A 26,615-nucleotide genomic window follows, 5' to 3' on the forward strand; every position below is an offset into this window, starting at 1 on the left:
AAAATGCGCTTTGAAGTCATCCGGCGGAACTCGCTGCGTTCCTTCGTCACTCCGCTCGGACAACCGCCGGAAGTCAGATTGGAAGAGGTGTGTTCGGCACTTCGCTTTGCTCGTGCCTACTGCTTGTGCCTACTTTGCGACCGCGAGTGGTTGTTCGTGCAGGCCGAAATACATGCTCTTCACTTGGGCGTAGAGCTTCATGCCATCGATGCCCTTTTCGCGCCCGATGCCGCTGTTCTTGAACCCGCCGAACGGGGTGCTCGTCACCGATTGCTTGTAGGTGTTGATCCACACCGAGCCCGCTTCGAGCGCGCGGCCGATGCGCCAGGCTTTCTTGAAGCTCTCCGTCCAGATGCCGCAGGCCAGACCAAACGCCGTGCCGTTGGCCTTGGCGATCAGGTCGGCCTCGTCCTTGAACGGCAGGGCGACGAGCACCGGGCCGAAGGCTTCTTCCTGGCACGAGAGCGCGTCGTAGGCCAGGCCGTCGATCACGGTGGGCAGGTAGTACGCGCCCTGGTCGAACACGCCGCCCGTGGGCACCTCGCCACCGCAGAGGATGCGGCCGCCTTCCTCGCGGGCGCGGTCCACGAAGCGGGCCACGCGTTCGCGGTGGTGGAACGAGGCGAGCGGGCCCATTTCGACGCCGTCGGCATCGGGCGCGGCCACGCGGATGGCTTTGGCGCGGGCGACGACCTGTGCGAGCACTTCGTCGTAGATGCTCTCTTCGATGAACAGGCGCGAACCGGCCACGCAGGATTGGCCTGCCGAGCCGAAGATGCCCGCGATGACGGCGGCCACGGCGTGTTCGCGGTCGGCATCGGCGAACACTACGTGCGGCGACTTGCCGCCGAGTTCGAGCGCGGTGGGGATCAGCTTGTCACCTGCCACGCGTGCAATCGCGCGGCCCGAGGTGGTGCCGCCGGTGAACGACACCATGCGCACGCCGGGGTGGGCGACCAGCGCCGCGCCCACGTCCGCGCCGCGCCCCTGCACGACCTGCAGCAGGTCCTTGGGCAGACCGGCGGCGAGCGCGATGCGGGCCAGCTCGGGGCCGAGCAGCGGCGAATCTTCCGAGGGCTTGAGCAGCACGGCGTTGCCTGCGGCCAGCGCGGGTGCCACCTTGGTCGCGTCGTTCATGATCGGCGAGTTCCATGGCGTGATGGCCGCAATCACCCCGAACGGCTCCAGCACCGTGAAAGAGACATAATCTCCGCGCGACGGCGTCACGTCGGTCTCCAGCGTTTCGCAGACTCCGGCGTAGTAGCGGAAGGTGCCGATGGCCGATTCCACCATGCCACGGCATTCGCCGAGCGGCTTGCCGTTGTCGGCCATCTGCAGGCGCGCGAGCGATTCCTTTTCTGCGACCAGGCCGTCGGCGATCTTGTTGAGAATGAGGGCGCGCTTGTGCGGCAGCAGTTCCTTCCAGCCCGAGTGGTGGAAGGCCTGCCAGGCGCGCTCGACGGCGTCGTCGAGTTCCTGCATGGAGGTGATCGCAACGCGTGCGATCTCTTCGCCGGTGGCGGGGTTGGTGCTGATGAGTTCGGTGTTGCTGGAAGCCATGACTGTCCTGGGAAATTCTGTGAAAGCAGGCGCAGTCTAGGGAGGCTTGCGGCGAAGTTCAACAAGCACGTTGTCGCCGATTTTGATGATGAAATTATTGATAAAAATGCGGATGGTGAGCCGCGTGGCAAACGACTTCGGATTGCCGCAGACACGCCGAACGATCAAGCCATCCGGCATCTGGACATCCAACGCAAGCAACATGACGCCTTCTTCCTCACGCAAAACCTCCCACAAGGACTTGGGCGTTTTTCCGCACGCCGAGCTGCCGCCGCAGGTCGCCGCCGTGATCGAGGCCATAGAGACCGACATCATCCGCGGCATCATCCTGCCGAGCACGCGGTTGATCGAGGATCACCTGATGGAGGACTACGACGCCAAGCGCCACGTGGTGCGCGCGGCGCTCGTCGAGCTACAGCGTCTCGGCGTGGTGGTCAAGCCGCCACACATCGGCGCGCGCATCCGGCGCTTCGATGCCGAGAGTCTGGAGGCGCTTTATCACTTCCGCTCGGTGCTGCACCGCGCCGCCGTCGAGGCCATGCCGCTGCCGGTGGCTGATGCGCGTCTTGCGGCCGTCCGCGCTGCTGCAGGCCTGCATGCCGAGGCCGCGCAATCTGGTGATCTGATCGCGATCCACCGCGCCAACATGGCGTTCCATCGCTTGTTCTTTGGCCTCTGCGACAACCCCTACATCGAAGAGTCGATCCGTCTGCACGACTGGCTGAGTTTTCCGGCGCGGGCCTATGCCATTACCGATCAGTCGGCGCTGTCGCGCGCCTGCGAGGAGCATGGGCAGATGGTTACGGCCATCGAGCGCTGTGATCGTGAAGCGCTGCTGGAACTCGCGCTTGGCCACATGCTGCAGGCGCGGCGCATTTACGAGGGCAAGTACCTCTCGCGTTGATCACTGGTCCATCTCGAGCTGCATCACGATCATGTTGACCAGCGTGTTCACTGTGGGCCGCCCGGTCTCGATCACGTAGTGCGACGCTGCGCGGTACAGCGGATCACGCACGGCATAGAGATCGCGCAGGCGCTGCAGCGGATTGGCCACCTGCAGCAACGGGCGGGTCTTGTCGTGGCGGATGCGCTTGAAAATTTCGTCGGGCGAGGCGCGCAGGTACATCACGCTGCCGCCGCCTGCGAGCAGGTTGGTGCGGTTGTCCTCGCGCAACACGGCACCGCCGCCGGTCGACAGGATCATGTCGCCGGGTGTGCTGGTCAGCTCGGCCAGCAGCGTAGCTTCGCGCTCACGGAAGGCCTCCTCGCCTTTTTCCTCGAAATACTGGCGGATCGTGGAGCCGAGCACTTCTTCCAGACGCTGGTCCAGATCGATGAAGGGCACATTCAGACGGCGCGCGAGCTGGCGTCCAACCGTGGATTTTCCGGAGCCGGGCATGCCGACCAACGAGCAGCGCTTGCGCATGGTGAAAGAGAGGTCCTGTTCTTGTCTGATGACCCGAGTTTATAGGCCTTGTCGGCCTGCTCTGACATGTGAGGGCAAGCAGACGCGGCCACAATGCATGCATGAGTTCTTCTTTCAAGCAGCGCGTGATCGACTGGGGCAAGCATGGCATGGCGGTCGCCTCGCCGCTGATCCGGGCGGTGCGCCCGTGGCTGGATGCCGATGGATTGCGCATGAGTGCGGCGATGTCGTTCTACGGCATGCTGAGTCTGGCGCCCCTGCTGCTGGTGCTGGTGGGCGTGCTGAGCTGGTGGATCGACCAGTCGTATCTGGAGTCCAACCTGCTCGCGCAGGTCAGCAGCGTGGTGGGTGATCGCGGCGCGGAAGTGGTGCGTATGGCGCTGTCGAGCGCGCGCAATCCGTCCGAGGGCTGGTTCGCCTCGATTGCTGGTTTCGTGCTGCTACTCTCGGGTGCGTCGGGCGTGTTCGTGGAGCTGCAGACCTCGCTGCAGCGCCTCTGGTATGCGGGCAAGGAGCCGCCCAAGACCGAGAAACCGGCCTGGTGGAACATGGCCTCGCTGCGCCTGCGCGGGCTGGCCTATGTGATGGCGATTGGCTTTCTGCTGCTGATCTCGCTCGTGGTGTCCACCGTCATCAAGATCATCGCAACATGGGCGAGTGCGTGGCTGCCCTTTGGTTCGGGCATGCTGCTGCAGCTGGTCAACGAGCTGATCGCGTTCGGCGTGGCGATGGCGCTCTTTGTCGGCATGATGCGCATCGGCGGCCCTGCCGCGCCGCGCCTGCGCTTTCTGTGGATAGGTGCATTTGTGGGCGCGATCTTGTTCACCGGTGGCAAGCAGGCTCTGGCGTTCTATCTGTCAACCGCCGCTGTGGTGTCGGCCTACGGCGCGGCCGGTTCTCTGGTGGTGCTTTTGATGTGGATGTATTTCTCTGCCGCCGTATTGCTGTTTGCAGCAAGCGTGGCACGCGCCTTGCAAGAAGAGGAAGAAGACAAGCTGCGGAAGAAAAATAGTAGCAGTCAAGCCCCTTCTACCTTGGGGGAAACAGTGGCCTCGTAGTTTCCCTAGGCACAAAGCGGGGGAAAAGGCGTACACAGCTGCTTACTTCACTTACGGTGGGTTCTGCCCAAACTGTCACGATTGACCATTAATCTCTGCGCCAGTTGATTGTTTATTGCCTATTAAAGGTTATAGGCAAATATAAATTCTTCTTCTCAGGATCATTTTTCTTGCTTTTGTCCATGGATTTGAACTCGACTGCGCCAGTGGCGCCACCCATGTCAGCCGGCGTGTCCACACGCTGGCTCTGGGTCGCCATCGTTGCGTTGGTGGCATGCATGGGTGCGCTGGCAGGTGCCTGGATGATGATGCCGGGCGTGGGCACGGCCCATGCGGCCGGCACATCGCCCGTCACCGCCGCCAAGGAGTCCATCCGCAAGGGGCTTTCTGCTTCGCCTGCCGCGGCGCAGGGCATACAAGCGCCGGAGCACATGGACAGCTTTGCCGGAAGCGGAATCGCACAGAGTTCCACTTCGGGCCTGGGCATTTCCCCTGTTGGATCCGTCAAGCTGACCGCTCGTTAGGCTTTTGCTTTTCTTTGTGTTGAAGCAGCCTTTGGTGTCGATGGGCCCATCGTTTGCAGGCGTGGATATGGGGCGCGATCCATCGTTGCACCTCCTTGCCATACCGAAGTATTGTTTGCTGGGTCGGCGACGCTTCGTCTGGCGCCCCATCTCCGCGTTGGGGTGGGCTCGGTTGCAAAGCAAAAAGGCGCCGGGGTAAGCGGCGCCTTGATGGTCTGGGGAAGCATTGGCTTCCCGTTTTTTATTGCTGCTTACTTCTCGACGAACGCGCGTTCGATCACGAAGTCGCCCGGCGTGGTGGTGTTGCCTTCCTTGAAGCCGCGCTTTTCGAGCAGTTCCTTCAGTTCAGACAGCATCGCCGGGCTGCCGCAGAGCATGACGCGGTCGGTCTCGGGGTTCAGGTCGGGCAGGCCGATGTTCTGGGGGAACTTGCCTTCGTTGATCTGAGTGGAGATGCGGCCGTGGTTGCGGAACTCCTCGCGGGTGACCGTGGGGTAGTAGACCAGTTTGTCCTTGATGATTTCGCCCAGCAGTTCGTGCTCCGGCAGTTCCTTCTCGAACAGGTCTTGATAAGCCAGTTCGTTGGCGTGGCGCACGCCGTGCACCACCACCACCTTTTCGTACTGCTCATACGTCTCGGGATCGCGCGCCACGGCCAGCCACGGGGCGAGGCCGGTGCCGGTGCCGATCAGGTACAGGTTCTTGCCGGGCAGCAGATAGTCGATCAGCAGCGTGCCCGTGGGCTTCTTGCCGACGATGACAGTGTCACCGACCTTGATGTTCTGCAGCTTCGATGTGAGCGGGCCGTCCGGCACCTTGATCGACAGGAACTCGAGGTGTTCCTCGTAGTTCGGGCTGGCGATGGAGTAGGCACGCAGCAGGTTCTTGCCGTCCACCTTCAGGCCAATCATGGTGAAATGGCCGTTGGAGAAACGCAGCGACGTGTCGCGCGTAGTGGTGAAGGAGAAAAGGCGGTCCGTCCAGTGGTGTACCGAGAGGACGGTTTCTTCGAGAAATGCACTCATGTTCGTTGGATCGCGAATAAACAGGGACAGGAAAAAAACAATGCCTGCCGATAAAAACACGCTTGGAAACTGAGAGCTTGGGTAAAACTGGTTGCCTGGCTCTTGGCAGTGGACCTCGCGGACTGATTACAACGTTATTTTCGGATAAATACTAACTTCCGGGTACATTGCAAGGCCTTGTTTTGAGATCAATTAGTGATAAGGAGAATGACGATGACCGGGGTCAATAGCTCGCAAAAATGGTCGAAATGGCATCTGACGCTTCCAGTCGCGGCCTGTGTGTTGGCATCGCATTCCTACGCTGCAGAGGTCATCAAGATTGGTGAAATCAACAGCTACAAGGCCCAGCCCGCATTCCTCGAGCCCTACAAAAAGGGCATGGAGCTGGCCGTGGAGCAGGTCAACAAGGCCGGCGGCGTGGCCGGCAAGAAGCTGCAGCTCGTCATCCGCGACGACAACGGCACCCCGGCGGACGCCGTGCGCGCGGCCGAGGAGCTCTATGCGCGCGAGAAGATCGATGTGCTCACCGGCAGCTTTCTCTCCCACGTGGGCCTGGCGCTCACCGACTATGCCAAGCAGAAGCAGCGCTTCTTCCTCGCCTCCGAGCCGCTGACCGACAAGATCGTCTGGGCCGACGGCAACCCCTATACCTACCGCCTGCGCGCCTCGACCTACATGCAGGTCAGCATGCTCGTGCCCGAGGCGCTCAAGCTCAACAAGAAGCGCTGGGCGATTGTCTATCCCAACTACGAATACGGACAATCAGCGGTCGCCACCTTCAAGAAGCTCATGAAGGAAAAGCAGCCGGACATCGAGTTCGTCGCCGAACAGGCCCCCGCTCTGGGCAAGATCGACGCGGGCAGCGTCGTGCAGGCGCTGGCCGACTCCAAACCGGATGCGATCTTCAACGTGCTTTTCGCGACTGATATGGGCAAGTTCGTGCGCGAAGGCAATACGCGTGGCCTGTTCACGGGCCGCGAGGTGGTTGGGCTGCTCACCGCCGAGCCGGAATATCTTGATCCGCTTAAAAAAGAGGCGCCGGTGGGTTGGACGGTGACGGGCTACCCTTGGTATTCGATTGCCACACCTGAGCACACTGCCTTCCTCAAGGCCTATCAGGCCAAGTACAAGGACTATCCGCGTCTGGGCACCATCGTTGGCTACAACGCGATCCAGTCGATTGCTGCGGGGCTGCGCAAGACGGGGGGTAGTGCGGAGACTGCCAAGCTGGTGGAGGCGTTCAAGGGGCTGGAGGTGGATACGCCGTTCGGGCGTATTACTTATCGCGCCCAGGATCATCAGTCGACGATGGGGGCTTACATCGGGAAGACGGCTTATGACGCCAAGTTGGGGCGGGGGGTGCTGGTGAATTATCACTATGCGGATGGGAAGGATTTTCAGCCTTCGGATGAGGACGTGAAGAAGTTGCGGCCTGCTTCTGCTAACTGATTTTTGTTCCTGCTGGGGCGTTGTTTACGGGGGCCGGGAGTTCCGCCCGGCGGCGGAGTTACCTTTTGCTTGCGCGCAAAAGGTAACCCAAAACGCGCGTTGAAGTCATCCGGCAGAACTCGACTGCGCGCTTGCGCGCTCCGCTCGGACAACCGCCGGAAATCAGTTTTGAAGAGGTGTGTGCGGCACTTCGCTTCGCTCGTGTTGGTGGTCAGGCCGCGTCTCGGCTTTGGATCAGTTCTCTCAGCTTGAATTTCTGAATTTTTCCCGAAGGGGTGGCTGGCATTTGGGCGAGGATGTGCAGGCGCTCGGGAATGTATTGAAGCGCGACGCGTTCCTTTTGCAGGAAGGCGCGCAGGCCTTCGAGGCTCAGTGTTGCGCCTTCGCGTGGCACCACTACGGCGCAGGCGCGTTCGCCAAGGCGTTCGTCGGCATAGGCGACGATGGCGGCGTGCTGGATGTCGGGGTGGCGGTAGAGCAGGGATTCGATCTCCACCACGGGGATGTTTTCGCCGCCGCGAATGATCACGTCTTTGCTGCGGCCGGTGATGCGGATGTAGCCGTTGGCGTCCACGCGGGCCAGATCGCCGGTGTCGAACCAGTCGTCGGCGTCGGTGGCGTTGAGGTGTGGACGTTTCAGATAGCCGCCGAAGTTGGAGCAGGAGCGCAGCATCAGCTTGCCTTCGTGGTCTGCGGGCAGGGCGCTGCCGTCGATGTCGGTGATGCGGATTTCCACGCCGGGCAGCGGGTGGCCGTCGGTCTGCACTGAGCGCTGATCGTCGTCTTCGGGCAGTGTGGTGGTGACGGCGCCGTTTTCCGTCATGCCCCAAGCCGAGATGATCTTGGCGCCCAGCGCGGCGCGGGCTTGTTCCACGAGTGCGCCGGGAATGGGCGCTCCCGCGCTCAGGAAGGTGCGCAGGCTGGGAATGCCGCCGCCGTCGGCCGCCACGGCCTTGGAGAGATCGGTGAGGAAGGGTGTGGAGGCCATGGTGAACGTCACGCCTTGTTCGCGGATCTGGGCGATGGCTTTCTGCGGGTCCCAGATGTCCTGCAGCACGGCGCTGGCCTGCAGCACGATGGGCATCATCAGGCCGTACATGAAGCCGGTCTGGTGGGCCATGGGCGAGGCCATCAGCACCACGTCATCGGCACCCAGATGCAGGCGCTCCGCATACGGAACGATGTTGGCCATCAGCGTGTTGGCGGTGTGTTGCACGCCCTTGGGTTCACCCGTGGTGCCCGAGGTGTAGATGAGCTGCGTGACATCGTCGGGCGTGGGTCGCGAGCGGGTGAGGATGGCCTTGGCATCGGGGTCGTGCTCCCATGACGGTGCGCAAAGCAGCGCGTCGAAGCTGTTTTCGCCCTGACCATCGACCACCACGATGTGTTCGAGCAGCGGCAATTGCGCCCTCAGCCCGTTCGCCATCGACTCGAAATCATGGCCACGAAACTGGCGGGGCACGATGAACACCTTGGCCTCGCCATGCCCGAGCATGAACGAGAGTTCGCGCTCGCGAAAGATGTGCATGAGCGGATTCATCACCGCGCCGATGCGCGAGCAGGCCAAATAGATGAGCGTGAACTGCCACCAGTTGGGCAACTGGCATGCGACCACATCGCCGCTTCGCACGCCGAGTCTGGCAAGGCCGATGGCGATGCGATCCGCCATGCGCGCCAGCTCGCGGTAGGTGAACTGCGTACGCTCGCCGGATTCCACGCGCAGCGCCGTGAGCGCGAGCTTGTCGGGATGTGTTGCAACGCAGGCATCAAGCGCATCGTTGATCGTACGTTGGTGCCAGAGCTTTTGCTCCAGCATGCGGGCACGGCGGCGGGGCAGCAAAACGGCATCGAACTCCATGGCTTGTCTCCTCTTTGTGAATCTAGGGAACGCTTTCGCTCACCGCACCGCTTTTCTTCCAGCACGAGTGCGGGCGATGATGGTCTTCATGATCTGGGCCGTGCCGTCGCCAATCTGGAAACCAAGCACATCGCGCAGGCGCTGCTCGATGATTCCTCTGTCGTAGCCGCCATGCCCGTGCGTGAGCAGGCACTGGTGGATGGCGTCGTAGGCGAGCTTGGGCGCCCACCATTTGCACATGGCCGCTTCGGCGCTGTGCGGCAGGCGGTGGTCCTTGAGCCACAGCGCCTGCAGGCACAGGAGGCGCGCGGCGGTCACTTGTGTGTCGAAATCCGCCAGCGGATGGCTGACGCCCTGGAATGCGCTGAGGGGCTGGCCGAAGGCTTCGCGCTGCGCCGCATATTCCCAGCTCTCGTCGAGCGATGCGCGTGCCACGCTGAGCACCTGCAGGCCGATCAGTGCGCGCGAAAAATCAAAGCCCTGCATGACCTGCACAAAGCCCTTGTTCTCTTCGCCGAGGCGATGATCAACGGGCACGCGCACGTTCTCGAAGAACAGCGAGCCGCGACCAATGGCGCGCTGGCCGTGACAATCGAAGCGGCTGCGGGTGAGGCCTGGCGCATCGCAAGGCACGAGCAGCGCGGTCACTCCATGTGCGCTGGATTCGATGCTGCCGGTGCGGCCGAAGACGATCACCGCATCGGCCTGATCGGCGGCGGAGATCGAGGTTTTCTCGCCGTTGATCACATACTCGTCCCCCACGCGCTCCACCCGTAGGCGCAGGTTGGCGGCGTCCGATCCGCCGCGTGGTTCGGTCAGCGCAATGGCGATCAGAGCGTCGCCCTGCGTGAGCCTCTCAAGCCATGGCTGCGCGACGTGGGGCTGGCCGTGCTCCGCAAGAATCTGCCCGTTGAGTGAGGCCAGCAGGTTGATGTAGCTGATTGACAGATCGGCCTCCGCAATGGCCTCGTGGATCACTCCGGCGGCAAGGCAGCCCATGCCCTGTCCGCCGACCGCTTCGGGCAGCTCTGGCGCGATGAAGCCCATCTGCCCCATCTCGCGCATCAGCTCGCGGTCGAGCACGCGCGTGCGGTCGCGCTCCTGAAATCCCGGTGCGACCCGGCCTGTGGCAAAGCGCTTGGCGTGTTCGGCGAGCGTCTGCAGATCTTCGTTGAGATAGGGATTCATCGCGGCCTCTGCTGGGTGATGACGTTGATGACGGCGTCACTTGGCGTATTCGCGGAATTCGGGCTTGCGCTTCTCCTTGAGCGCCGCCACGCCTTCGCGCGATTCGTCGGTGTCGTAGTAGAGCTTGAGCGCATACATGCCCATGCCTGCGATGCCGGCCTGGTGTGCGGTGTCCATGTTGAAGCTGCGCTTGGCGATCGCAATCGCGGTGGGGCTGCGCTCGCTGATTTCCTCGGCCCATTGCTGCACGGTCTCGTCGAGTTTTTCAGGGGGTACGCAGATGTTGGCCAGACCCATGGCGACGGCTTCCTGCCCGCTGTAGCGCCGGTTGAGATACCAGATCTCGCGCGCCTTCTTCTCGCCGACCACGCGGGCGAGAAAGGCCGTGCCGTAACCGGGATCAACCGAGCCCATCTTCGGCCCCACCTGGCCGAACACCGCTTTCTCGGAGCAGATCGTCAGATCGCAGATCGTGCACAGCACATTGCCGCCGCCGATGGCGTAACCCTGCACGCGTGCGATCACGGGTTTGGGTACGTCGCGCAGTGCGGTGTGCAGCTCCTCCATGGGCAGGCCGATGGTGCCGCGCCCGTCGTAGTTGCCATCGTGCGCCGACTGGTCGCCACCGGTGCAGAAGGCCTTTTCGCCCGCGCCAGCGAGCACGATGCAGCCCACCGAGCGGTCATAGCCCGCCTTGTTCAAAGCCTTGATGAGCTCATCGCAGGTGGTACCGCGAAACGCATTCATCTTGTCGGGACGATTGATGGTGATCCATGCCACGCCGTTGCGTACTTCGTAAAGGATGTCTTCGAAATTCATCTGTGTTCTCCGTAGGTGGGTGGAATGATTGGAATGATCAGCCGTTCATGGTCAGGCCGCCCGAGACGCTGAGCACCTGCCCGGTGATGAATGCGGAGTCGTCGCTGGCGAAGAAGCTGATGGCACCGACCAAGTCTTGCGCCATGCCAAGGCGGCCGAGCGGAATGGCTCTGGTGAAGGCCTCGCGCAGCTTCTCGGGGTTGGGCGCGGCGTCGGCGAAATCGGCGAACAACGCGGTTTCCGTGGGTCCTGGGCAGACCACGTTCACGGTGATGCCGTGGCGCGCATGCTCGCGCGCAATGGTCTTGGAGAACGACACCAGTCCGCCCTTGCAGGCGGCGTAGACGGCCTCGCCTGACGAGCCCACGCGGGCCGCGTCGGAGGCGATGTTGACGATGCGCCCCGCCTTGCGCGCGACCATGCCGGGCAGCACGGCGTGGTGCATGTGCAGTGCGCCGACGAGGTTGATGGCGATCAGCCGTTCCCATTCCTGCGCGTTGGTCTGGGTGAAGGGCTTGAAGATGTCCCAGCCCGCGTTGTTGACCAGCACGTCGATCGGGCCGAGCTGCTTCTCGACGACCTGCAACGCCGCATCGACGGCCGCGCGGTCGGTGATGTCACAGGCGAGCGCCACGCCCTTGCCACCGCTTGGCCGAAGGCGTTCCAGTGTCTTCTGCGCGGCGCTGAGGTCGCGGTCCAGCACCGCCACGTTCGCGCCTTCCTGCGCGAGACGTTCGCAGGTCGCGCCGCCGATGCCGCCGCCGCCGCCCGTCACAATGATGGTTTTGCCTTTCAGTCCGTGCATGTGAGCTCCTGAGTGTGTCTGCCGCCATGGTTGTGGCGGCAGATGTTGAATCGGTTATTTAAGTAAATATGTTGTCATATATATTAGACCTGTCAGCCGTCGTCGACAATTCCAAAATTGAAACGAGTTACCATGGATAACCCTAAAGAAAAGACCCAGGTGGCCGAACATGAGTTGGCCAATCGCATTTTCTTCAAACTCTATCAATGTGCAAATATGTTGCATAAAACCGGCAGTCGAGCGGTGGAGGAGCAGGGGCTGACCACGCAGCAGTGGGCGGTGCTGGGCGCGCTCTCGCGGCGCGGCACCGAGCGCGGCATGGGAGTGGGGGAGCTGGCGCGCTATCTGATGGTGAGCCGGCAGAATCTTTCGGGCCTCGTCGGGCGCATGGAGCGTGACGGTCATGTGGAACTGGTGGCCGATCCGCTGGACCGCCGCTCGCGGCTGGTGCGCATGACCGAGACGGGCGGGCGCATCTGGCGCGAGGAAGCGCAGGCCAATATCCAGCGCTACTACGATCAGGCGCTGGCGGAGTTCTCGGTGGGCGACCGCGCGCATCTGCTGCACTACCTGCTCAAGCTGCTCGACAACATGCAGACCATCGACCAGTCCAGCGGGGCGGATGACGACGGCGAGGCCAACGAAACCGCACAGGCCAAGTAACATCGCGGCTTCGCACATCCGATCCTTCCCGCAACCCAAGGAAACCGCCAAGTGAATCGTCGCAGGAGCTTCCCCGCATGAGCGCGTTCGGCCTGCTCGCGCAGCTGCTCAATGGCCTTGCCAGCGCGTCGTCGCTGTTTCTGGTGTCCGTGGGGCTGTCGCTGATCTTCGGGGTCACGCGCTGCATCAACTTTGCGCATGGCTCGTTCTACATGCTGGGCGCGTTCATCGCCTATTCGAGTGTGGACATTCTTGCGCCGCACATCGGCTTCTGGCCCGCGCTGCTGCTGGCGCCGCTGGCCTGTGGGGTGCTGGGGGCGCTCACCGAAATCCTGCTGCTGCGGCGTATTTATGGCGTTCCGGAGCTGTTCCAGTTGCTCGCCACGTTTGCGCTGGTGCTGGTGATCAAGGACGCGGCGCTGTGGATCTGGGGGCCGGAGGAGTTGTTCGGGCCGCGTGCCGAGGGGCTGGATGGCGCGGTGGAGATTCTCGGGCGGCAGTTTCCGAGCTATGACCTGTTGCTGATCGCGGTGGGGCCCATCGTGCTGCTGCTGTTGCATCTGCTGCTCACGAAGACGCGCTTTGGCACGCTGGTGCGCGCTGCCACGCAGGATCGCGAGATGGTGGGCGCGCTCGGGGTGAATCAGGCGTGGCTGTTCACGGCGGTGTTTGCGCTGGGTACCTTGCTTGCAGGGCTGGGCGGTGCGCTGCAGTTGCCGCGCGAGCCGGCGAGTCTGGAGATGGACATGCTGACGATTGGCGCGGCGTTTGTCGTGGTCGTGGTAGGCGGCATGGGCAGCATTCCGGGCGCGTTCGTCGCGGCGCTGGTGATTGCCGAGATCAAGGCGGTGTGCATCTGGCTGGGACTGCAGGAGATCGGTGGGGTGGAGATTTCGTTTTCCAAGCTCACGCTGGTGGTCGAGTTTCTGGTGATGGCTGCGGTGCTGGTCTGGCGGCCCTGGGGGCTGATGGGCAAGCCGCAATCGCTGGCGCGCAATGCGGCGGCCATCGAGGCGCCGCTGCGCACGGCGGGGCATGGTGCGACGGCGGCATGGATCGCGCTGCTGCTGATGCTGCTCGGCCTGCCGCTCGTGGTGGGGCAGGAGAGCTATGCGGTCGTGCTGCTCACCGACATGGCGATTGCCGCGCTGTTCGCGGCCAGCTTGCATTTCATTCTCGGGCCGGGCGGCATGCATTCGTTCGGTCATGCGGCATATTTCGGTCTCGGCGCATACGGGGCGGCGTTGCTGGTGCGCCAGCTTGCGTTGCCGATGGAGGCAGCGCTGGTGCTCGGCCCGCTCGTGGCGGCTGCCGGGGCGCTGCTCTATGGGTGGTTCTGCGTGCGGCTGTCGGGCGTGTATCTCACGATGCTCACGCTCGCGTTTGCACAGATCAGCTGGGCCATCGTGTTCCAGTGGGATGACTTCACGGGCGGCAGCAACGGGCTCACGGGCGTGTGGCCTTCTGAATGGGCGGCGCACGGCGCGGCGTTCTACTGGCTGGCGCTTGCGGTGTGCGCGGTAGGCGTCTATGCGCTGCGCCGCATGCTGTTTTCGCCGCTGGGTTTTGCGCTGCGCGCGGGTCGCGATTCGGCCTTGCGCGCAGACGCCATCGGCATCGACGTGCGGCGCGTGCAGTGGACGGCCTTCGTGATCGCCGGATTGTTCGCGGGGCTAGCGGGGGCGCTGTTCGTGTTTTCCAAAGGCAGCGTCGCGCCCGATGCCATGTCGATCACCAAATCGGTCGATGCGCTGGTGATGGTGCTGCTCGGCGGTGTGCAGACGCTGGCCGGGCCAGTGGTGGGCGCTGCGGCGTTTACCTGGCTGCACGACACGGTGGCGCGCAACACCGAGTATTGGCGCGGCCTGCTCGGCGTGATCATGTTGGCGCTGGTGCTGCTGTTTCCGCAGGGCATTGCGGGATTCGCGCAGTTGCTGTTCGCACGAAAGGCTGCTCGCAAGGAGGTGCGCGCGTGAGCGGCGTCGCATTGCTGCAGATCGAGCAGCTCTCCAAATCCTTTGGCGGTGTGAGGGCGGTGCGCGAGGTGTCGTTCTCGGTGCGCGCGGGCGAGCTGCTTGCGCTGATCGGGCCAAACGGCGCGGGCAAAACGACCACTTTCAACATGGTGGGTGGCCAGCTCGCGCCCGACAGTGGCCGTGTGCTGCTCGGCGGCGAGAACATCGCAGGGCTGGCGCCGCGCCAGATCTGGCGCAAGGGCGTGGGGCGCACGTTCCAGATTGCGCAGACCTTTGCGTCGTTCACCGTGATTGAGAACGTACAGATGGCACTGTTGTCGGCCGACCGGCGCATCTGGCAATTCTGGCCGCGCGCCAGTTCGCATCGACGCGCCGATGCGCTGGCCTTGCTGGAGAGCGTGGACATGGGCGAACAGGCGGCGCGTGCCTGCAGCGAGCTGGCCTACGGCGACGTGAAGCGCGTGGAACTCGCCATGGCGCTGGCGCATGCACCCAGACTGCTGCTGATGGACGAGCCCACGGCGGGCATGGCGCCTGCCGAACGCGTGGCGCTCATGCAGCTCACGCGCCGCATCGCGCAGGAGCACCAGATGGGCGTGCTGTTCACCGAGCACAGCATGGACGTGGTGTTTGGCCAAGCCGACCGCGTGGCCGTGCTGGTGCGTGGCAAGCTGCTCGCCGAAGGCACGCCGCAGCAGATCCGCGATGACGAGCGCGTGCAGCAGGCCTATCTTGGAACCGGTCTGGTGCTGGAGAAAAGCGCATGAGCGAGATGAAAACCCATACCGATCTGTTGCTTGACGTGAGCGGCCTCAATGCTTGGTACGGCGCGGCGCAGATCCTGTTCGACGTGGCGCTGTCCGTGCGGCGAGGCGAGGTGGTCGCACTCATGGGCCGCAATGGCGCGGGCAAGTCGACGACGCTCAAGTCGATTGCTGCGCTGGTGGACCGACGCGAGGGCGTGATCCGCTTCATGGGCGAGGACATCTCGCGCAAGGCGTCGCACCAGATCGCGCAGCGCGGCCTCGGTTTCGTGCCCGAGGACCGGCGCATCTTCACCGAACTCACGGTGCTAGAAAACCTCGAGGTCGGCCGCCAGAAGCCGCGCCAGTGGCCCGACGGCACCCCCGTGTTGCGTTGGACGCCCGAGTCGCTGTTTCAGCTCTTCCCCAATCTTGGCGAGATGCCTGATCGCCCCGGCGGCGCGATGAGCGGCGGCGAGCAGCAGATGCTGACCGTCGCGCGCACGCTCATGGGTCAGCCATATCTGGTGTTGCTCGACGAGCCCTCGGAAGGCGTGGCACCGCTGATCGTCGAGCAGATGGCGCGCTCGATTCTGGAGCTCAAGCGCCAGGGCGTGGGTATTCTGCTCAGCGAGCAGAACCTGCCGTTCGCGCAGGTCGTCGCCGACCGCGCGTTCATATTGGAAAAAGGCCAGATCGTGCACCAATCGACGATGCACGAACTGGCCTCGGATGCTCAGGTACGCAAGCAATACCTGGGCGTTTGAGTCGCTGTGCGACTCAAAGCCGACCGATGTCCACCGCAGCGCGATCCAGAATTGCGGCGATTTTTTCCAACAGTTCGCGGTCGGCATTCGCACCGGCATCGCCCAACTTCAGGCGCAGCGAGGTGCGCAGGTTTTCCGTGGCGCGCACGAGCTCGGCCGGGCGTTGTTCGCGCGAGCGCAGCTGGTGCATCTGCAGGCGCTTGAGCGTGCGGTCCGCCGCGCTGGCCTGAGCGGCCAATTCCTTGCGGCCCTCGTCGGTGATCACGTAGCGCTTGCGGGCGTCCTGCGGATCGACGATGGCGATGCTGCCGGTTTCTTCAAGGAAGGTGAGCGTCGGGTAGATCGCGCCGGGGCTGGGGCTGTAGTCGTCACCCGCGAGTTGGCCAATGGCCTTGATGATCTCGTAGCCGTGGCGCGGCTCCTGCTGTGCGAGCAGGTGCAGGATCAGAACCTTGAGATCGCCCGATTCGAACAGCCGCTCGCGACGTCCGCCGCGACCACCGTGGCCGCCATGTTCGTCACGTCCGCCCCTGCGAGCACCGCGTTCATCGCGACCACCGCCGCCGCCGAACTCGTCTTCCATCATGCCGCGACGGATGAAGGCGATGCGCGCACGCATGGCCTCGTGCTCAGGGCTGAAGTGCGATGCGTCGCCGCGACGACCTCCAAAACCACGGCCCCGGCCACCGCGACCGCCTTGATCTCCGCGACCTTCACGGTCTCCAAAAAAGTGATGCATTGAAATGCTCCAAGTAATTTACGATGTTGCCAAGATATATCTTGGAAATATCTTTGTCAATTCACTTGAGGCCGTTTGCCGTGTAAAGAAATGTCGAGCGGCGTCAGTGTCGTTGGCGGTTCACTCCACCACGGTGGCCGAATACGTCGGCGGATCGCCAAAGTACCTGCGGTGCGAGGGCGGGGCCGCGCCGTCGGTGTCGCGCAGGCCGTATTCGGCGGCGAGTTCGGCGTTGTAGAACACGCCGCCCGAGCGCCGCGCGAGGCAGTCGGGATCGGCATGCAGCGCGAGCACGACGCGGCCCGCGAACTGAGGGGATTCGGCGTGGTCGAGCGCGTTGCCGTATTTGCCGGGCTCCTTTGCACAGACGTCGAGCGTGCGCTCGGTGCGCACCAGACCGGGCCAGAGCGACACCACGCTCACGCCCCTGGGGCGGAAGTCGTGCGCCATGTCGAAGGACATCTTGTCGATGCCCGCCTTCCCCGCGCCATAGGCCGGGCCGTGCATGTAGCAGCGCCCTCCGGCAGACGAAATATTGGCGATCAAACCGCGCGAGCGGATCAGCAGCTCGGCCGCGAACCAACTCGCGACGTAGGCGGAGCGCAGACCCACGTCGAGCAGCGAGGTCATGGCGAGCGGCTTGTCCCAGAACGGGCCGCTGTCCACCAGCGTGTCGGGCAGGGCGATGGCGCTGTTCACGAGGATGTCGAGCCGCCCGTCCTGCTCGCGGCGCACGCGCTCGAACAGCGCCTGCACCTGCTCGTCGCGCGCATGGTCGCAGACCACGGCGATGCCGCGCCCGCCCGCCGCACTCACATCGTCAGCCGTCTGGAACACGGTGCCGGGCAGCGGCGCATCGCCCTCGCGCTGGCTGCGGCCCGTCACATAGACCGTTGCGCCCGCTGCACCGAGCGCGAGTGCAATGCCCCGGCCTATGCCCCTGCTGGCTCCGGTGACGACGCAGACGAGTGGTGGTTTGTTGTTGGTGATCGGGTGCATGGCGGTGTCTCCTTCGCTCGGGTTGCATGTATGCGCCCGATTCTTGTGAGCGGCGACACACGGGAAATCGTCTGAAGGGACTACCGGAGTGACCGATGCGGTGCTGCGGTCACTTCATGGCGGAGGGCCCGCGCCGGTACTGCATGGCCTCGGCGATGTGGGCGGCGCTGATATGGTCGCTGCCCGCGAGATCGGCAATCGTGCGTGCCACTTTCAGCGCGCGGTGCGTGCTGCGCGCCGACCAGCCGAGCCGCGTGGCGGCGGTTTGCAGAAAGCGCGCGGCGGCGTCGTCGAGCTGCGCATGCTGGTCGATGTCGCGCCCTTGTAAGCGCTGGTTGGCGCAGCCCTGGCGCGCGAGGGCGCGGGTGGCCGCCTGCGTGATGCGCTCGCGCATGGCGGCGGTGCTCTCGCCTGCGGGGGCGTTGATCAGCTCCTCGGGCGGCAGGGCGGGCACTTCGACATGCAGGTCGATGCGGTCGAGCAGCGGCCCGCTGAGCTTGGCCTGATAGCGCGCGATCTGCTCGGGCGAGCAACGGCAGTGGCGCTGCTGCGAGCCGAGATAGCCGCAGGGGCAGGGATTCATGGCAGCGACCAGAGTAAATCGAGCTGGGAATTCCGCGCGCTGCGCCGCGCGCGAGATGGTGATGGTGCCGGTCTCGAGCGGCTCGCGCAGCGCCTCCAGCGCGTTGCGGGTGAACTCGGGAAACTCGTCGAGAAACAGCACGCCCTCGTGCGCGAGCGAGATTTCACCGGGCCGGGGTGGCGATCCCCCGCCCACCAGCGCGACCGCGCTGCAGGTGTGGTGCGGATGGCTGGTGCGCCGCCGCATCCATTCCTCGGGCGTGAAGCGACCCGCGAGGCTGGCGATGGCGGCGCTCTCCAGCGCCTGCTCAAGCGTCATTGGAGGCAGCAGGCCCGCAAAGCGCTGCGCGAGCATGGACTTGCCCGATCCCGGAGGGCCGACGAACAGCATGCCGTGCATCCCGGCGGCGGCGATCTCCATGGCGCGCTTGGCGGCGATCTGGCCTTTCACATCGGCGAGGTCGGGGCCGGTTTCCTGCGGTGCGGTGTTGCGCGGGCGCATGAGCTGCAGCGCGGGGGCGTCGGCTTCACCATTGGCACGCGTCTGTGCGTCGGCGGGCAGAAAGTGCTGGACGACATCAAGCAGATGCTCCGCACGGTAGATATGTGCATCGGGCACGAGCGCGGCTTCTTCGGCGCTGCCGGGTGGCAGCACCTGCCGCAGGTCGGGCGCGTGGGACGATTGCGCGCGGATCGCCAGGCCCGTGGCGAGCGCGCCGCGCACCGGCCGCAATGCGCCCGACAACGACAGCTCGCCCGCGAACTCGTAGCCCGTGAAGCGGCTGCCGTCGATCTGCCCACTGGCCGCGAGAATGCCCATGGCGATCGGCAGATCGAAGCGTCCCGAATCCTTGGGCAGATCGGCGGGCGCGAGGTTCACGGTGATCTTCTTGTTGCCCGGAAATTCGAGCCCCGAGTTCTGCAGCGCCGAGCGCACCCGTTCGCGCGCTTCCTTCACCTCGACATCGGCCAGACCCACCAGTGTGAAGCTCGGAAGCCCGTTGGCCAGATGCACCTCCACGGTGACCGGCATGGCCTGCAGACCCGTGAGGGCGCGGCTTTGCACTAAAGCGAGACTCATGCTGTTGGCACTCCCCAGTGAGGTGCGCGACAAGACGCGCAAAACCGGCTACTTTGGCACCAATATGGTGCGAATTGCAGGGAGATCAGGTGTGTAACTGCCTGTGATCAACATTTTCGGTGCAGATACCTCAATAAAACACAGGTTTTTCACGGTGGCACGGTCCGTGCTTTGAAAGGTGTAACTACCCATTTCACAACTTGTACTACCTGGAGAAATCATGCATCGCGTTCCCCTGAAGTCTCTGATCGTTGCCCTCGTCGCCGCTGCTCCTGTTCTGGCCAGCGCCCAGCTCACCGCCAATGTGGCCCTGACGACCAACTACAAGTTCCGTGGGCAGGATCAGGACGTCAACCGCATCAAGGCCGTGAATCCGGCGATTCAGGGCGGCTTTGACTACACGTTTGGCGAAAGCGGCTTCTACATCGGCAACTGGAACTCCAGCGTGGATTGGCTTTCGGGCAACTCCATCGAAATGGACTTCTACGGCGGCTACAAGTTCAAGGCGGCCGATCTGGATTGGGACGTGGGCGCACTGACCTATGTGTATCCCGGCAACAGCCACGGCAACACCACCGAGCTCTACGGCGCTGGCACTTGGGGTCCTGTAACGGTCAAGTACTCGCACACCATTTCGAAGGACTACTTCGGCTGGGCCGGAGCCAAGTCCTCGGACAACAAGGGCCGCAATACCGGCTATCTGAACGTGGCCTTCGCTCAGGAGATCGCACCGAGCACCACGCTCAAGGCTGCAGTGGGCTATACCCGCTTTGCCAGTGACATCAAGGATCTGGGCGTGCCCAACTATGTCGACTACAGCGTGGGCGCGGCGTATGACTTCGGCTCTGGTCTGGTGCTCAATGGCGCCATCCAGGGGGCAACGAAGAAGGGCTACTTCGGTGATGCGAACAAGGCACGCCTGATCGTGTCGATCACCAAGACCCTTTAAAACAAGCATTATTCCATTCAGTCAGCGGGCGCCTTGCGCGCCCTGTTCGGAGGATCAGCAAATGAAAATGGTGACTGCAATCATCAAACCCTTCAAGCTCGATGAAGTGCGCGAAGCGCTTTCCGAAATCGGCGTGCAAGGCATCACGGTGACCGAGGTGAAAGGCTTTGGTCGTCAAAAGGGACACACGGAGCTGTATCGCGGCGCTGAATACGTCGTCGATTTTCTGCCCAAGGTGAAGATCGAAGCGGCGCTCGACGATGCCATCGTCGAGCGTGCCATCGAGGCCATCGAGGCGGCTGCCCGCACCGGCAAGATCGGCGACGGCAAGATCTTTGTCTCGCCCCTGGAGCAAGTCATCCGCATCCGCACCGGCGAGACCGGCAACGAGGCGCTCTGAGCGGGCACAAGCTCGTCCCTTACCAAGATTCACCAAGAAGTTCTGCCATGAAAAAACTGCTTGCTTCATTCCTTCTGGGGTTCAGTCTGCTGGCCGGTGGTTCGGCTGCACTGGCTCAGGCTCCTGCAGCGTCCGAGCCGGTGGCCGCCACCGCAGCGGCACCAGCCGATACCTCCGCCGCCGCTGCGCCTGCAGCAGCAGCCCCCGCCGCTGATGCCGCTGCTCCGGCTGCAGCACCTGCGCCGGTACCCAAGATCGATTCGGGCGACACCGCCTGGATGCTGACCTCCACGCTGCTCGTGATCCTGATGATCATCCCGGGTCTGGCGCTGTTCTACGGTGGTCTCGGTCGCTCCAAGAACATGCTGTCCGTGTTGATGCAGGTGTTCGTGATCTTCTCGCTGATCTCCATTCTGTGGGCCGTCTACGGCTACAGCCTGGCGTTCGCGGGTGAGGGCAAGTTCATTGGCGGTTTCGACAAGCTGTTCCTCAAGGGCGTGAATCTCGAGTCCTTCGGCGCGCTGACGACGATCCCCGAATACGTGTTCGTCGCCTTCCAGGGCACGTTCGCCGCCATCACCGTAGCGCTGATCGTGGGTGCCTTTGCCGAACGTGCCAAGTTTGCTGCCGTGCTGATCTTCTCGGCCATCTGGTTCACCTTCAGCTATCTGCCGATGGCGCACATCGTTTGGGGCGGCGGTCTGCTGGCGGCTGACGGCGCGCTCGATTTCGCTGGTGGCACCGTGGTGCACATCAACGCCGGTATCGCCGGTTTGGTCGGTGCCTACATGGTGGGCAAGCGCGTGGGTTTCGGCAAGGAAGCGTTCACGCCTCACTCCCTGACATTGACCATGGTCGGCGCATCGCTGCTGTGGGTGGGCTGGTTCGGTTTCAACGCCGGTTCCGCCGGTGCCGCCAACGCCATCGCTGGTCTGGCTTTCGTGAACACGGTTCTGGCCACTGCTGCTGCGACGCTGTCCTGGATTGCCGGTGAAGCACTGCACAAGGGCAAGGCTTCGATGTTGGGTGCCGCATCCGGTGCCGTTGCGGGTCTGGTGGGCGTGACGCCTGCAGCCGGTTTCGTCGGTCCGATGGGCTCCATCGTGATCGGTCTGATCTGCGGCATCGTCTGCCTCTGGGGTGTGGGTGGTCTGAAGCGCATGCTCAAGGCCGACGACGCATTCGACGCGTTCGGTGTGCATGGCGTGGGCGGTATCGTCGGCGCGATCCTGACCGGCGTGTTCGCTGCGCCCAGCCTGGGCGGCGTGCAGCCAGCCGACTTCGCGATGGGTCACCAAGTGTGGGTGCAGATCAAAAGCGTGGTCTTCACCATCGTGTGGTCTGGCGTGGTGGCGTTCATTGCGTACAAGGTGGCCGATCTGGTCGTGGGTCTGCGTGTCAGCGAAGAAGCAGAGCGCGAAGGTCTGGACATCACTTCGCACGGCGAAACGGCTTATCACCGTTGAGCGTGGTGTTGGTGGGGGATTCGTGTGGTGGCGCGAATTTCCTTGCCTTCAAAATTTTAGATAGGCGAGTTGTTATCCTCCGACGATTGGGCCCGCAGTTTGCGGGCCTTCTTTTTTGTTTTTTGGCTTCTGCTGTGTTGTTGAGTGTGGAGGCCGGGACTGCCCCCGGCGGGGCAATCACTTTTTGCTCGGCGCGCAAAAAGTAATCAAAAACGCGCTTTGAAGGCATGCGGCAAAACTCTCTGCGAGTCCTTCGGACTCTCCGTTCAAACAGCTTGCCGCAAAAGTGATTTGAAGAGGTGCGTTCGGCACTTTGCTTCGCTCGTGCTCTTGCTCGCTGCTTCGCGCTCGAGGTGGGGAATAATGTTTGTATGAACATTCCTCTGTCTTTTGATCCATGGAATGCCGTGCCGGGCTCTGTGGCTGCTTTGAGCGAATCGCCGTTTTGGCATCCACTCGAAGCGCGTCTCTACTGGGTCGATATCGCGGGTCGCGCGCTGTTGCGTTGGCGTCCGGGTGATGCGCAGGTTGAGCGCTGGGATATGCCTTCCGAGCCGGGGTGCATTGCGCCTGCGCGGGCGGGAGGAGTGGCTGCGGGGCTGGTGGTGGCGCTGCGGGATCGGATCTGCCATGCGGCTGCCTGGGGTGGGGCGTTGCGAGAGGTGGCGCGATTGCCTGTGGATGCCGCTTCGCAGCGGGCGAATGATGGCAAGTGCGATGCGTTGGGGCGCCTCTGGGTGGGTACGGTGCATGAACCCGCCAGTGGGCCGCGTCAGCCGGTGGCGGGTTTGTATTGCGTGGATCTCCGCTCGGCTTCCGAATCGTCCGTTCGTCTGATGCTCGACGGCGTGGCCACGGCCAATGGGCTGGCTTGGTCGCCGGACGGGGATCGCATGTATTGGAGCGATACGCCCGCGCATGCGATCCGGGTGTGGGACTGTGATGCGCGCCTGGAGCCGGTGGGTGCTCCGCGTGAATTTCATGCGTTTGTGCACAAACCTGCGGGTTGGCAGCCGGGCATGGCGGGCTATGGCGGGCGGCCGGACGGGGCGACGGTGGATGCGGAAGGCAACTACTGGTGCGCGATGTATGAAGGCGCGCGGGTGCTGCAGTTTTCACCCGATGGAGTCCTGCTTGCCGAGTTGGCGGTGCCCGTGCAATGCCCGACCATGCCATGTCTGGGCGGGCCTTCCGACGATACTTGGTTGTTTGTTTCTTCTGCGCGGCACGGTCGTTTGGTGGAAGAAATTGCACGGTTGCCTGCTTCGGGGCAGATGCTGTACCGCGCCTCGGACGTCAAAGGCTTGCCGGTGCAGTGGTGCGAGATCGGTGTTTGAGCGGATTTCCGGGAGGTGGATATGCAGGTTTTCAGTTGGTTGAAGAAGAGCGTTCTGGCGTTGATGCTGTTGGCGGGCGCGACGTCCGCTTTTGCCTCTAGGGACATCACGAATCGGGATCTGCAGGCGCTGCATGGCTTGAAGGCCGTGGTGCTGCTCGATCCCGAGTTGGACGAGGCCGCCGCTGCCGCCGGGGTGACGTCTGCGCTGATTGCGCGGCGCACTGCGGTTTATCTGCGGGATGTGGGGGTGCGGGTGGTTGACGATTCGGCGCTGGCGCCCGGGGATCGCGGCGCGGCGGCCACCTTGTTGATCCAGTTCGGCGCGGCCAAGGGGGAGGCGAGGCGCACCGATACTTTTGTCACCATCAATGTGCTGCGCGAGAAGGCGAACGAAGCTGCCACGCAGCCGGTCTATGTTGCGCAGGAGCGCGGGCTGGCGCGGGGCAAGGTGACGCGCAACTATTTCATGCGGGAGCTGGATCTGGCGCTCAACATGCTGCGCGAGGATCTGCGCCGGGCGCGACGTTGAGCTGAGCTGAGGCTTCCAGTTCAGGGCGGATCGCCAATTCGCTCACATCTGCTTTTCAAAAAAATCACAAACCCCGCGCGGCGTTTGACGGGCTTGGGCGCTACCATCCCGGCATGGAATCTGCAGCGCTTCTTTCCCCGATCATCGAACGTGTGCGCGAGAGTGCGCACTCGGGCCACGCCCTGCGCATCCGCGGCGGTGGCACCAAGGACTTTGTGGGCGGCGCCTCGGCGGCGTCCGGCCATGCGGAGCGGCTCGACATGCGCGGTTATGTCGGCGTGGTCGATTACGAGCCCAGCGAGCTGGTCGTGACCGTCCGCACGGGTACGCCGCTGGCCGAGCTCGAGGCCGAACTCGCCTCGCGTGGCCAGTGCTTGCCGTTCGAGCCGCCACGGTTTACCGTGGGCGGCACGGTCGGCGGCATGGTGGCATGCGGCCTTTCGGGCCCGGCGCGTGCGAGCGTGGGGGCCGTGCGCGACTATGTGCTCGGCATCGAGATCATCAACGGCAAGGGCGAGCTGCTGCGCTTCGGCGGGCAGGTGATGAAGAACGTCGCGGGCTACGACGTGTCGCGCCTGATGGCCGGATCGTGGGGCACGCTGGGCGTGATCACCGAGGTCAGCCTCAAGGTGCTGCCGGTGCCGGTGGCCGAGACGACGCTGACTTTTGAATGCAATCAAGCCAGCGCGCTCGCGCGGCTGCATGCCTGGGGAGGGCAGCCCTTGCCACTCAACGCGAGTTGCTGGGTGCAGGATGGTGGCCGGGGCCAGCTTTATGTGCGACTGCGCGGCGCGCGCGCTGCGGTGGAAGCCGCGTGCGTGAGCATGGGCGGCGAGCGCCACGATGGCGCGGATGTGGCCGCCGACTGGGATGCTTGCCGTGATCACCAACTACCGTGGTTCGTTGATGGCGCGGCGCAGACGGAGCACGCCCTGTGGCGACTTTCCGTTCCGCAGACCGCGCCGGTGCTGACCCTGCCGCAGGGCGCGGCGGCACCGCTCGTCGAATGGCAGGGCGCGCTGCGTTGGGTGCATGCGCCCATGGACGCGGGCGATGCGTTGCAGGCGGCGGCGCAGGCGGTGGGCGGCCACGCGGCGCTGTTCCGCGCGGGCGCGGCGCCGCATCTGGAGGGCAAGGCGCCGAGGCAGGATGCGGCATTGCAGGCCATCAGTCGACGACTCAAGGAGGCCTTCGATCCGGCGGGCGTCTTCTTCCAACCGCATCGCATGGGCATTGGCGGCTGAGGCCACCGATCCCGGACGACAGTCCCCAGACCACGACAGACAGAATCAGCGAAGCAAGCCATGCAAACACAGCTAGCTCCCGAGTACAAGAACACCCCGCACGGGCAGGAGGCCGAGGCCATTCTGCGCAAGTGCGTGCACTGCGGTTTCTGCACCGCCACCTGCCCCACATACCAGACGCTCGGCGACGAGCTCGACGGCCCGCGTGGCCGCATTTATCTGATCAAGCAAGTGCTCGAAGGCAAGCAGCCGACGCGCGCCACGCAGGAGCATCTGGACCGGTGCCTGACCTGCCGCAACTGCGAGAGCACCTGCCCGAGCGGCGTGCAATACGGCCATCTGCTCGACATCGGTCGTCAGGTGGTCGATGAGAAAGTGCCGCGTCCGGCGGCCGAGCGTTTGAAGCGCTGGGCCTTGAAGGAAGGCATTCCGTCGCCGCTGTTCGCGCCTGCGATGAAGCTCGGTCAGGCGGTGCGCGGCCTGCTGCCCGAAAGCCTTCAGGCCAAGGTGCCTCCCAAGACTGAACACGGCGCATGGCCCACGCGCGAGCATGCGCGCAAGGTGCTGCTGCTCGCGGGCTGCGTTCAGCCTGCGATGCTTCCCAATATCAACTATGCGACGGCGCGCGTGCTCGACGCTGCGGGCGTCCAGACCGTCATCGCGGGCAACGCGGGCTGTTGCGGCGCGGTGAAGTTTCACCTGAATGACCAGGATGGCGGGCGCGTGCAAATGCGCGCCAACATCGATGCGTGGTGGCCGATGGTATCGTCCGGTCAGGTCGAACACATCGTGGTGAACGCCTCGGGCTGCAGCGCCATGGTCAAGGATTACGCACATGCGTTGAAGGACGACAAGGCCTATGCCGAGAAGGCGAAACGTATCAGCGCCATCGCACGCGATCTGACCGAGCTGCTGCCTGCGATGCTGCCCGAGCTGGCCGAGAAACTGCAGGGCCGCGTGAAGCCACAGGGCAAGCTCGCGTATCACCCGCCATGCACGCTGCAACATGCGCAGAAGCTCAAAGGCGTGGTCGAGCGCGATCTCGCCAAACTTGGTTTTCAGATGCTGGTATCACGCACCGAATCGCATCTGTGCTGCGGGTCTGCGGGGACTTATTCGATCTTGCAACCAGAGCTGTCCAAGACGTTGCGGGAGCGTAAGCTCGCGGCTTTGGATGAGGCTTGTGGGGGGGAGAAGCCTGCGTTGATTTTGTCCAGCAATGTGGGGTGTATTACGCATTTGCAAAGCGGGACAGGGGTGGCTGTGCGGCACTGGGTTGAGGTGTTGGATGAGGCTCTTTTGAGCTGAGCGCTCTGGCCCTTGTTCTTGTCTTACTCTCTCTCGCTTGCGGGGGAGGGCTGGGGTGGGGGCTGGTTTTCTTTTTTTGCTTTTGTTGGGGCGTTGCTTACGGAGGCCGGGACTGCCC

26 protein-coding genes are annotated in these 26,615 nt (G+C 63.7%); 15 read left to right on the forward strand and 11 right to left on the reverse strand.

The features are described from left to right. Positions 1-129: 129 nt before the first annotated feature. Positions 130-1,560 carry an aldehyde dehydrogenase gene (locus G7047_RS24760; RefSeq protein ID WP_166310985.1) on the reverse strand — a complete coding sequence of 477 codons (1,431 nt, stop codon included), beginning with the start codon at positions 1,558-1,560 and terminating at the stop codon, positions 130-132. 36 nt (positions 1,561-1,596) lie between these two features. After that, positions 1,597-1,764, reverse strand: coding sequence for a hypothetical protein (locus tag G7047_RS24765; RefSeq protein ID WP_166310987.1), 168 nt, complete (start codon positions 1,762-1,764; stop codon positions 1,597-1,599). On the opposite strand from G7047_RS24765, the gene G7047_RS24770 reads away from it, so the two are divergent. Continuing rightward, positions 1,763-2,464 (forward strand): GntR family transcriptional regulator, encoded by a 702-nt coding sequence (locus G7047_RS24770; RefSeq protein WP_166310989.1) that lies wholly within the window; start codon positions 1,763-1,765, stop codon positions 2,462-2,464. The genes G7047_RS24765 and G7047_RS24770 overlap by 2 nt on opposite strands. Here the strand turns inward: G7047_RS24770 and G7047_RS24775 are convergent, their stop codons facing one another. Then, positions 2,465-2,986 carry a shikimate kinase gene (locus G7047_RS24775; RefSeq protein ID WP_166310991.1) on the reverse strand — a complete coding sequence of 174 codons (522 nt, stop codon included), beginning with the start codon at positions 2,984-2,986 and terminating at the stop codon, positions 2,465-2,467. A gap of 101 nt (positions 2,987-3,087) precedes the next feature. Here G7047_RS24775 and G7047_RS24780 point away from each other — a divergent pair, with 101 nt between their 5' ends. Together G7047_RS24780 and G7047_RS24785 are read left to right on the forward strand one after the other, a co-directional pair. Continuing rightward, entirely contained in the window at positions 3,088-4,044 is a 957-nt protein-coding gene (locus G7047_RS24780) for a YihY/virulence factor BrkB family protein (protein ID WP_166310993.1), read from the forward strand. A 218-nt stretch (positions 4,045-4,262) separates the two neighbouring features. Further along, positions 4,263-4,568: a hypothetical protein gene (locus G7047_RS24785; RefSeq protein WP_166310995.1), complete on the forward strand. Its 306-nt coding sequence runs from the start codon at positions 4,263-4,265 to the stop codon at positions 4,566-4,568. Between the two features lie 251 nt (positions 4,569-4,819). Here the strand turns inward: G7047_RS24785 and G7047_RS24790 are convergent, their stop codons facing one another. Next, entirely contained in the window at positions 4,820-5,593 is a 774-nt protein-coding gene (locus tag G7047_RS24790) for a ferredoxin--NADP reductase (RefSeq protein WP_166310997.1), read from the reverse strand. Positions 5,594-5,806: 213 nt separating this feature from the next. Between G7047_RS24790 and G7047_RS24795 the strand changes: the two genes are divergently transcribed. After that, entirely contained in the window at positions 5,807-7,042 is a 1,236-nt protein-coding gene (locus G7047_RS24795) for an ABC transporter substrate-binding protein (protein ID WP_166310999.1), read from the forward strand. A 211-nt stretch (positions 7,043-7,253) separates the two neighbouring features. Here G7047_RS24795 and aliA read toward each other — a convergent pair whose 3' ends face one another. Genes aliA through badH form a run of 4 tightly spaced genes read right to left on the reverse strand, consistent with a single transcriptional unit; the run spans position 7,254 to position 11,712 of the window. Then, positions 7,254-8,900: a cyclohexanecarboxylate-CoA ligase gene (aliA, locus tag G7047_RS24800; protein WP_166311001.1), complete on the reverse strand. Its 1,647-nt coding sequence runs from the start codon at positions 8,898-8,900 to the stop codon at positions 7,254-7,256. 39 nt (positions 8,901-8,939) lie between these two features. After that, on the reverse strand, positions 8,940-10,088 hold the full coding sequence (aliB, locus tag G7047_RS24805; RefSeq protein WP_166311003.1) for a cyclohexanecarboxyl-CoA dehydrogenase: 1,149 nt from the start codon (positions 10,086-10,088) through the stop codon (positions 8,940-8,942). Positions 10,089-10,124: 36 nt separating this feature from the next. Continuing rightward, positions 10,125-10,907 (reverse strand): 2-ketocyclohexanecarboxyl-CoA hydrolase, encoded by a 783-nt coding sequence (gene badI / locus G7047_RS24810; protein ID WP_166311005.1) that lies wholly within the window; start codon positions 10,905-10,907, stop codon positions 10,125-10,127. A 37-nt stretch (positions 10,908-10,944) separates the two neighbouring features. Continuing rightward, positions 10,945-11,712, reverse strand: coding sequence for a 2-hydroxycyclohexanecarboxyl-CoA dehydrogenase (gene badH / locus G7047_RS24815; RefSeq protein WP_166311007.1), 768 nt, complete (start codon positions 11,710-11,712; stop codon positions 10,945-10,947). A 132-nt stretch (positions 11,713-11,844) separates the two neighbouring features. Here badH and G7047_RS24820 point away from each other — a divergent pair, with 132 nt between their 5' ends. From G7047_RS24820 to G7047_RS24835, 4 genes are all read left to right on the forward strand, one after another. Further along, a complete protein-coding gene (locus G7047_RS24820; RefSeq protein ID WP_166311009.1) occupies positions 11,845-12,375 on the forward strand; it encodes a MarR family winged helix-turn-helix transcriptional regulator in 531 nt (176 codons plus the stop codon). Between the two features lie 77 nt (positions 12,376-12,452). After that, a complete protein-coding gene (locus G7047_RS24825) occupies positions 12,453-14,351 on the forward strand; it encodes an ABC transporter permease (protein WP_166311011.1) in 1,899 nt (632 codons plus the stop codon). After that, positions 14,348-15,118 carry an ABC transporter ATP-binding protein gene (locus G7047_RS24830; protein WP_166311013.1) on the forward strand — a complete coding sequence of 257 codons (771 nt, stop codon included), beginning with the start codon at positions 14,348-14,350 and terminating at the stop codon, positions 15,116-15,118. Before G7047_RS24825 ends, G7047_RS24830 begins: the two co-directional genes overlap by 4 nt. 5 nt (positions 15,119-15,123) lie before the next feature. After that, positions 15,124-15,861: an ABC transporter ATP-binding protein gene (locus G7047_RS24835; protein ID WP_166312252.1), complete on the forward strand. Its 738-nt coding sequence runs from the start codon at positions 15,124-15,126 to the stop codon at positions 15,859-15,861. Between the two features lie 13 nt (positions 15,862-15,874). Here the strand turns inward: G7047_RS24835 and G7047_RS24840 are convergent, their stop codons facing one another. From G7047_RS24840 to G7047_RS24850, 3 genes are all read right to left on the reverse strand, one after another. Then, positions 15,875-16,600: a PadR family transcriptional regulator gene (locus G7047_RS24840; RefSeq protein ID WP_205904672.1), complete on the reverse strand. Its 726-nt coding sequence runs from the start codon at positions 16,598-16,600 to the stop codon at positions 15,875-15,877. Positions 16,601-16,720: 120 nt separating this feature from the next. Further along, a complete protein-coding gene (locus G7047_RS24845; protein ID WP_166311015.1) occupies positions 16,721-17,599 on the reverse strand; it encodes an SDR family NAD(P)-dependent oxidoreductase in 879 nt (292 codons plus the stop codon). Between the two features lie 109 nt (positions 17,600-17,708). After that, entirely contained in the window at positions 17,709-19,262 is a 1,554-nt protein-coding gene (locus G7047_RS24850; protein ID WP_166311017.1) for a YifB family Mg chelatase-like AAA ATPase, read from the reverse strand. A gap of 220 nt (positions 19,263-19,482) precedes the next feature. Between G7047_RS24850 and G7047_RS24855 the strand changes: the two genes are divergently transcribed. From G7047_RS24855 to glcF, 7 genes are all read left to right on the forward strand, one after another. After that, positions 19,483-20,211, forward strand: coding sequence for a TorF family putative porin (locus G7047_RS24855; protein WP_166311019.1), 729 nt, complete (start codon positions 19,483-19,485; stop codon positions 20,209-20,211). Between the two features lie 61 nt (positions 20,212-20,272). Next, entirely contained in the window at positions 20,273-20,611 is a 339-nt protein-coding gene (locus tag G7047_RS24860) for a P-II family nitrogen regulator (protein WP_166311021.1), read from the forward strand. A gap of 47 nt (positions 20,612-20,658) precedes the next feature. After that, complete coding sequence (gene amt, locus G7047_RS24865; protein ID WP_166311023.1) at positions 20,659-22,077, forward strand: ammonium transporter; 1,419 nt, start codon at positions 20,659-20,661, stop codon at positions 22,075-22,077. A gap of 371 nt (positions 22,078-22,448) precedes the next feature. After that, positions 22,449-23,414: an SMP-30/gluconolactonase/LRE family protein gene (locus G7047_RS24870; RefSeq protein ID WP_166311025.1), complete on the forward strand. Its 966-nt coding sequence runs from the start codon at positions 22,449-22,451 to the stop codon at positions 23,412-23,414. 21 nt (positions 23,415-23,435) lie between these two features. After that, positions 23,436-23,945 carry a hypothetical protein gene (locus G7047_RS24875; protein WP_166311027.1) on the forward strand — a complete coding sequence of 170 codons (510 nt, stop codon included), beginning with the start codon at positions 23,436-23,438 and terminating at the stop codon, positions 23,943-23,945. A 113-nt stretch (positions 23,946-24,058) separates the two neighbouring features. After that, positions 24,059-25,189, forward strand: a complete 1,131-nt coding sequence (glcE, locus tag G7047_RS24880; protein WP_166311029.1) for a glycolate oxidase subunit GlcE — start codon at positions 24,059-24,061, stop codon at positions 25,187-25,189. A gap of 60 nt (positions 25,190-25,249) precedes the next feature. Further along, positions 25,250-26,497, forward strand: a complete 1,248-nt coding sequence (glcF, locus tag G7047_RS24885; RefSeq protein WP_166311031.1) for a glycolate oxidase subunit GlcF — start codon at positions 25,250-25,252, stop codon at positions 26,495-26,497. Positions 26,498-26,615: the final 118 nt, after the last annotated feature.

It is taken from the genome of Diaphorobacter sp. HDW4A (assembly GCF_011305995.1).
GTDB lineage: Bacteria > Pseudomonadota > Gammaproteobacteria > Burkholderiales > Burkholderiaceae_C > Diaphorobacter_A.

Bases quoted from the DNA above. Each gene is read 5' to 3' on its own strand.
- G7047_RS24795 (WP_166310999.1), top strand. From the start codon at position 5,807: ATGACCGGGGTCAATAGCTCGCAAAAATGGTCGAAATGGCATCTGACG.
- glcF (WP_166311031.1), top strand. From the start codon at position 25,250: ATGCAAACACAGCTAGCTCCCGAGTACAAGAACACCCCGCACGGGCAG.
- aliA (WP_166311001.1), bottom strand. From the start codon at position 8,900: ATGGAGTTCGATGCCGTTTTGCTGCCCCGCCGCCGTGCCCGCATGCTG.
- G7047_RS24790 (WP_166310997.1), bottom strand. From the start codon at position 5,593: ATGAGTGCATTTCTCGAAGAAACCGTCCTCTCGGTACACCACTGGACG.
- badI (WP_166311005.1), bottom strand. From the start codon at position 10,907: ATGAATTTCGAAGACATCCTTTACGAAGTACGCAACGGCGTGGCATGG.
- badH (WP_166311007.1), bottom strand. From the start codon at position 11,712: ATGCACGGACTGAAAGGCAAAACCATCATTGTGACGGGCGGCGGCGGC.
- G7047_RS24770 (WP_166310989.1), top strand. From the start codon at position 1,763: ATGACGCCTTCTTCCTCACGCAAAACCTCCCACAAGGACTTGGGCGTT.
- G7047_RS24775 (WP_166310991.1), bottom strand. From the start codon at position 2,986: ATGCGCAAGCGCTGCTCGTTGGTCGGCATGCCCGGCTCCGGAAAATCC.
- G7047_RS24850 (WP_166311017.1), bottom strand. From the start codon at position 19,262: ATGAGTCTCGCTTTAGTGCAAAGCCGCGCCCTCACGGGTCTGCAGGCC.
- G7047_RS24860 (WP_166311021.1), top strand. From the start codon at position 20,273: ATGAAAATGGTGACTGCAATCATCAAACCCTTCAAGCTCGATGAAGTG.
- aliB (WP_166311003.1), bottom strand. From the start codon at position 10,088: ATGAATCCCTATCTCAACGAAGATCTGCAGACGCTCGCCGAACACGCC.
- G7047_RS24760 (WP_166310985.1), bottom strand. From the start codon at position 1,560: ATGGCTTCCAGCAACACCGAACTCATCAGCACCAACCCCGCCACCGGC.
- G7047_RS24825 (WP_166311011.1), top strand. From the start codon at position 12,453: ATGAGCGCGTTCGGCCTGCTCGCGCAGCTGCTCAATGGCCTTGCCAGC.
- G7047_RS24785 (WP_166310995.1), top strand. From the start codon at position 4,263: ATGTCAGCCGGCGTGTCCACACGCTGGCTCTGGGTCGCCATCGTTGCG.
- G7047_RS24870 (WP_166311025.1), top strand. From the start codon at position 22,449: ATGAACATTCCTCTGTCTTTTGATCCATGGAATGCCGTGCCGGGCTCT.
- glcE (WP_166311029.1), top strand. From the start codon at position 24,059: ATGGAATCTGCAGCGCTTCTTTCCCCGATCATCGAACGTGTGCGCGAG.
- G7047_RS24765 (WP_166310987.1), bottom strand. From the start codon at position 1,764: ATGTTGCTTGCGTTGGATGTCCAGATGCCGGATGGCTTGATCGTTCGG.
- G7047_RS24780 (WP_166310993.1), top strand. From the start codon at position 3,088: ATGAGTTCTTCTTTCAAGCAGCGCGTGATCGACTGGGGCAAGCATGGC.
- G7047_RS24875 (WP_166311027.1), top strand. From the start codon at position 23,436: ATGCAGGTTTTCAGTTGGTTGAAGAAGAGCGTTCTGGCGTTGATGCTG.
- amt (WP_166311023.1), top strand. From the start codon at position 20,659: ATGAAAAAACTGCTTGCTTCATTCCTTCTGGGGTTCAGTCTGCTGGCC.
- G7047_RS24845 (WP_166311015.1), bottom strand. From the start codon at position 17,599: ATGCACCCGATCACCAACAACAAACCACCACTCGTCTGCGTCGTCACC.
- G7047_RS24835 (WP_166312252.1), top strand. From the start codon at position 15,124: ATGAAAACCCATACCGATCTGTTGCTTGACGTGAGCGGCCTCAATGCT.
- G7047_RS24840 (WP_205904672.1), bottom strand. From the start codon at position 16,600: ATGCATCACTTTTTTGGAGACCGTGAAGGTCGCGGAGATCAAGGCGGT.
- G7047_RS24820 (WP_166311009.1), top strand. From the start codon at position 11,845: ATGGATAACCCTAAAGAAAAGACCCAGGTGGCCGAACATGAGTTGGCC.
- G7047_RS24855 (WP_166311019.1), top strand. From the start codon at position 19,483: ATGCATCGCGTTCCCCTGAAGTCTCTGATCGTTGCCCTCGTCGCCGCT.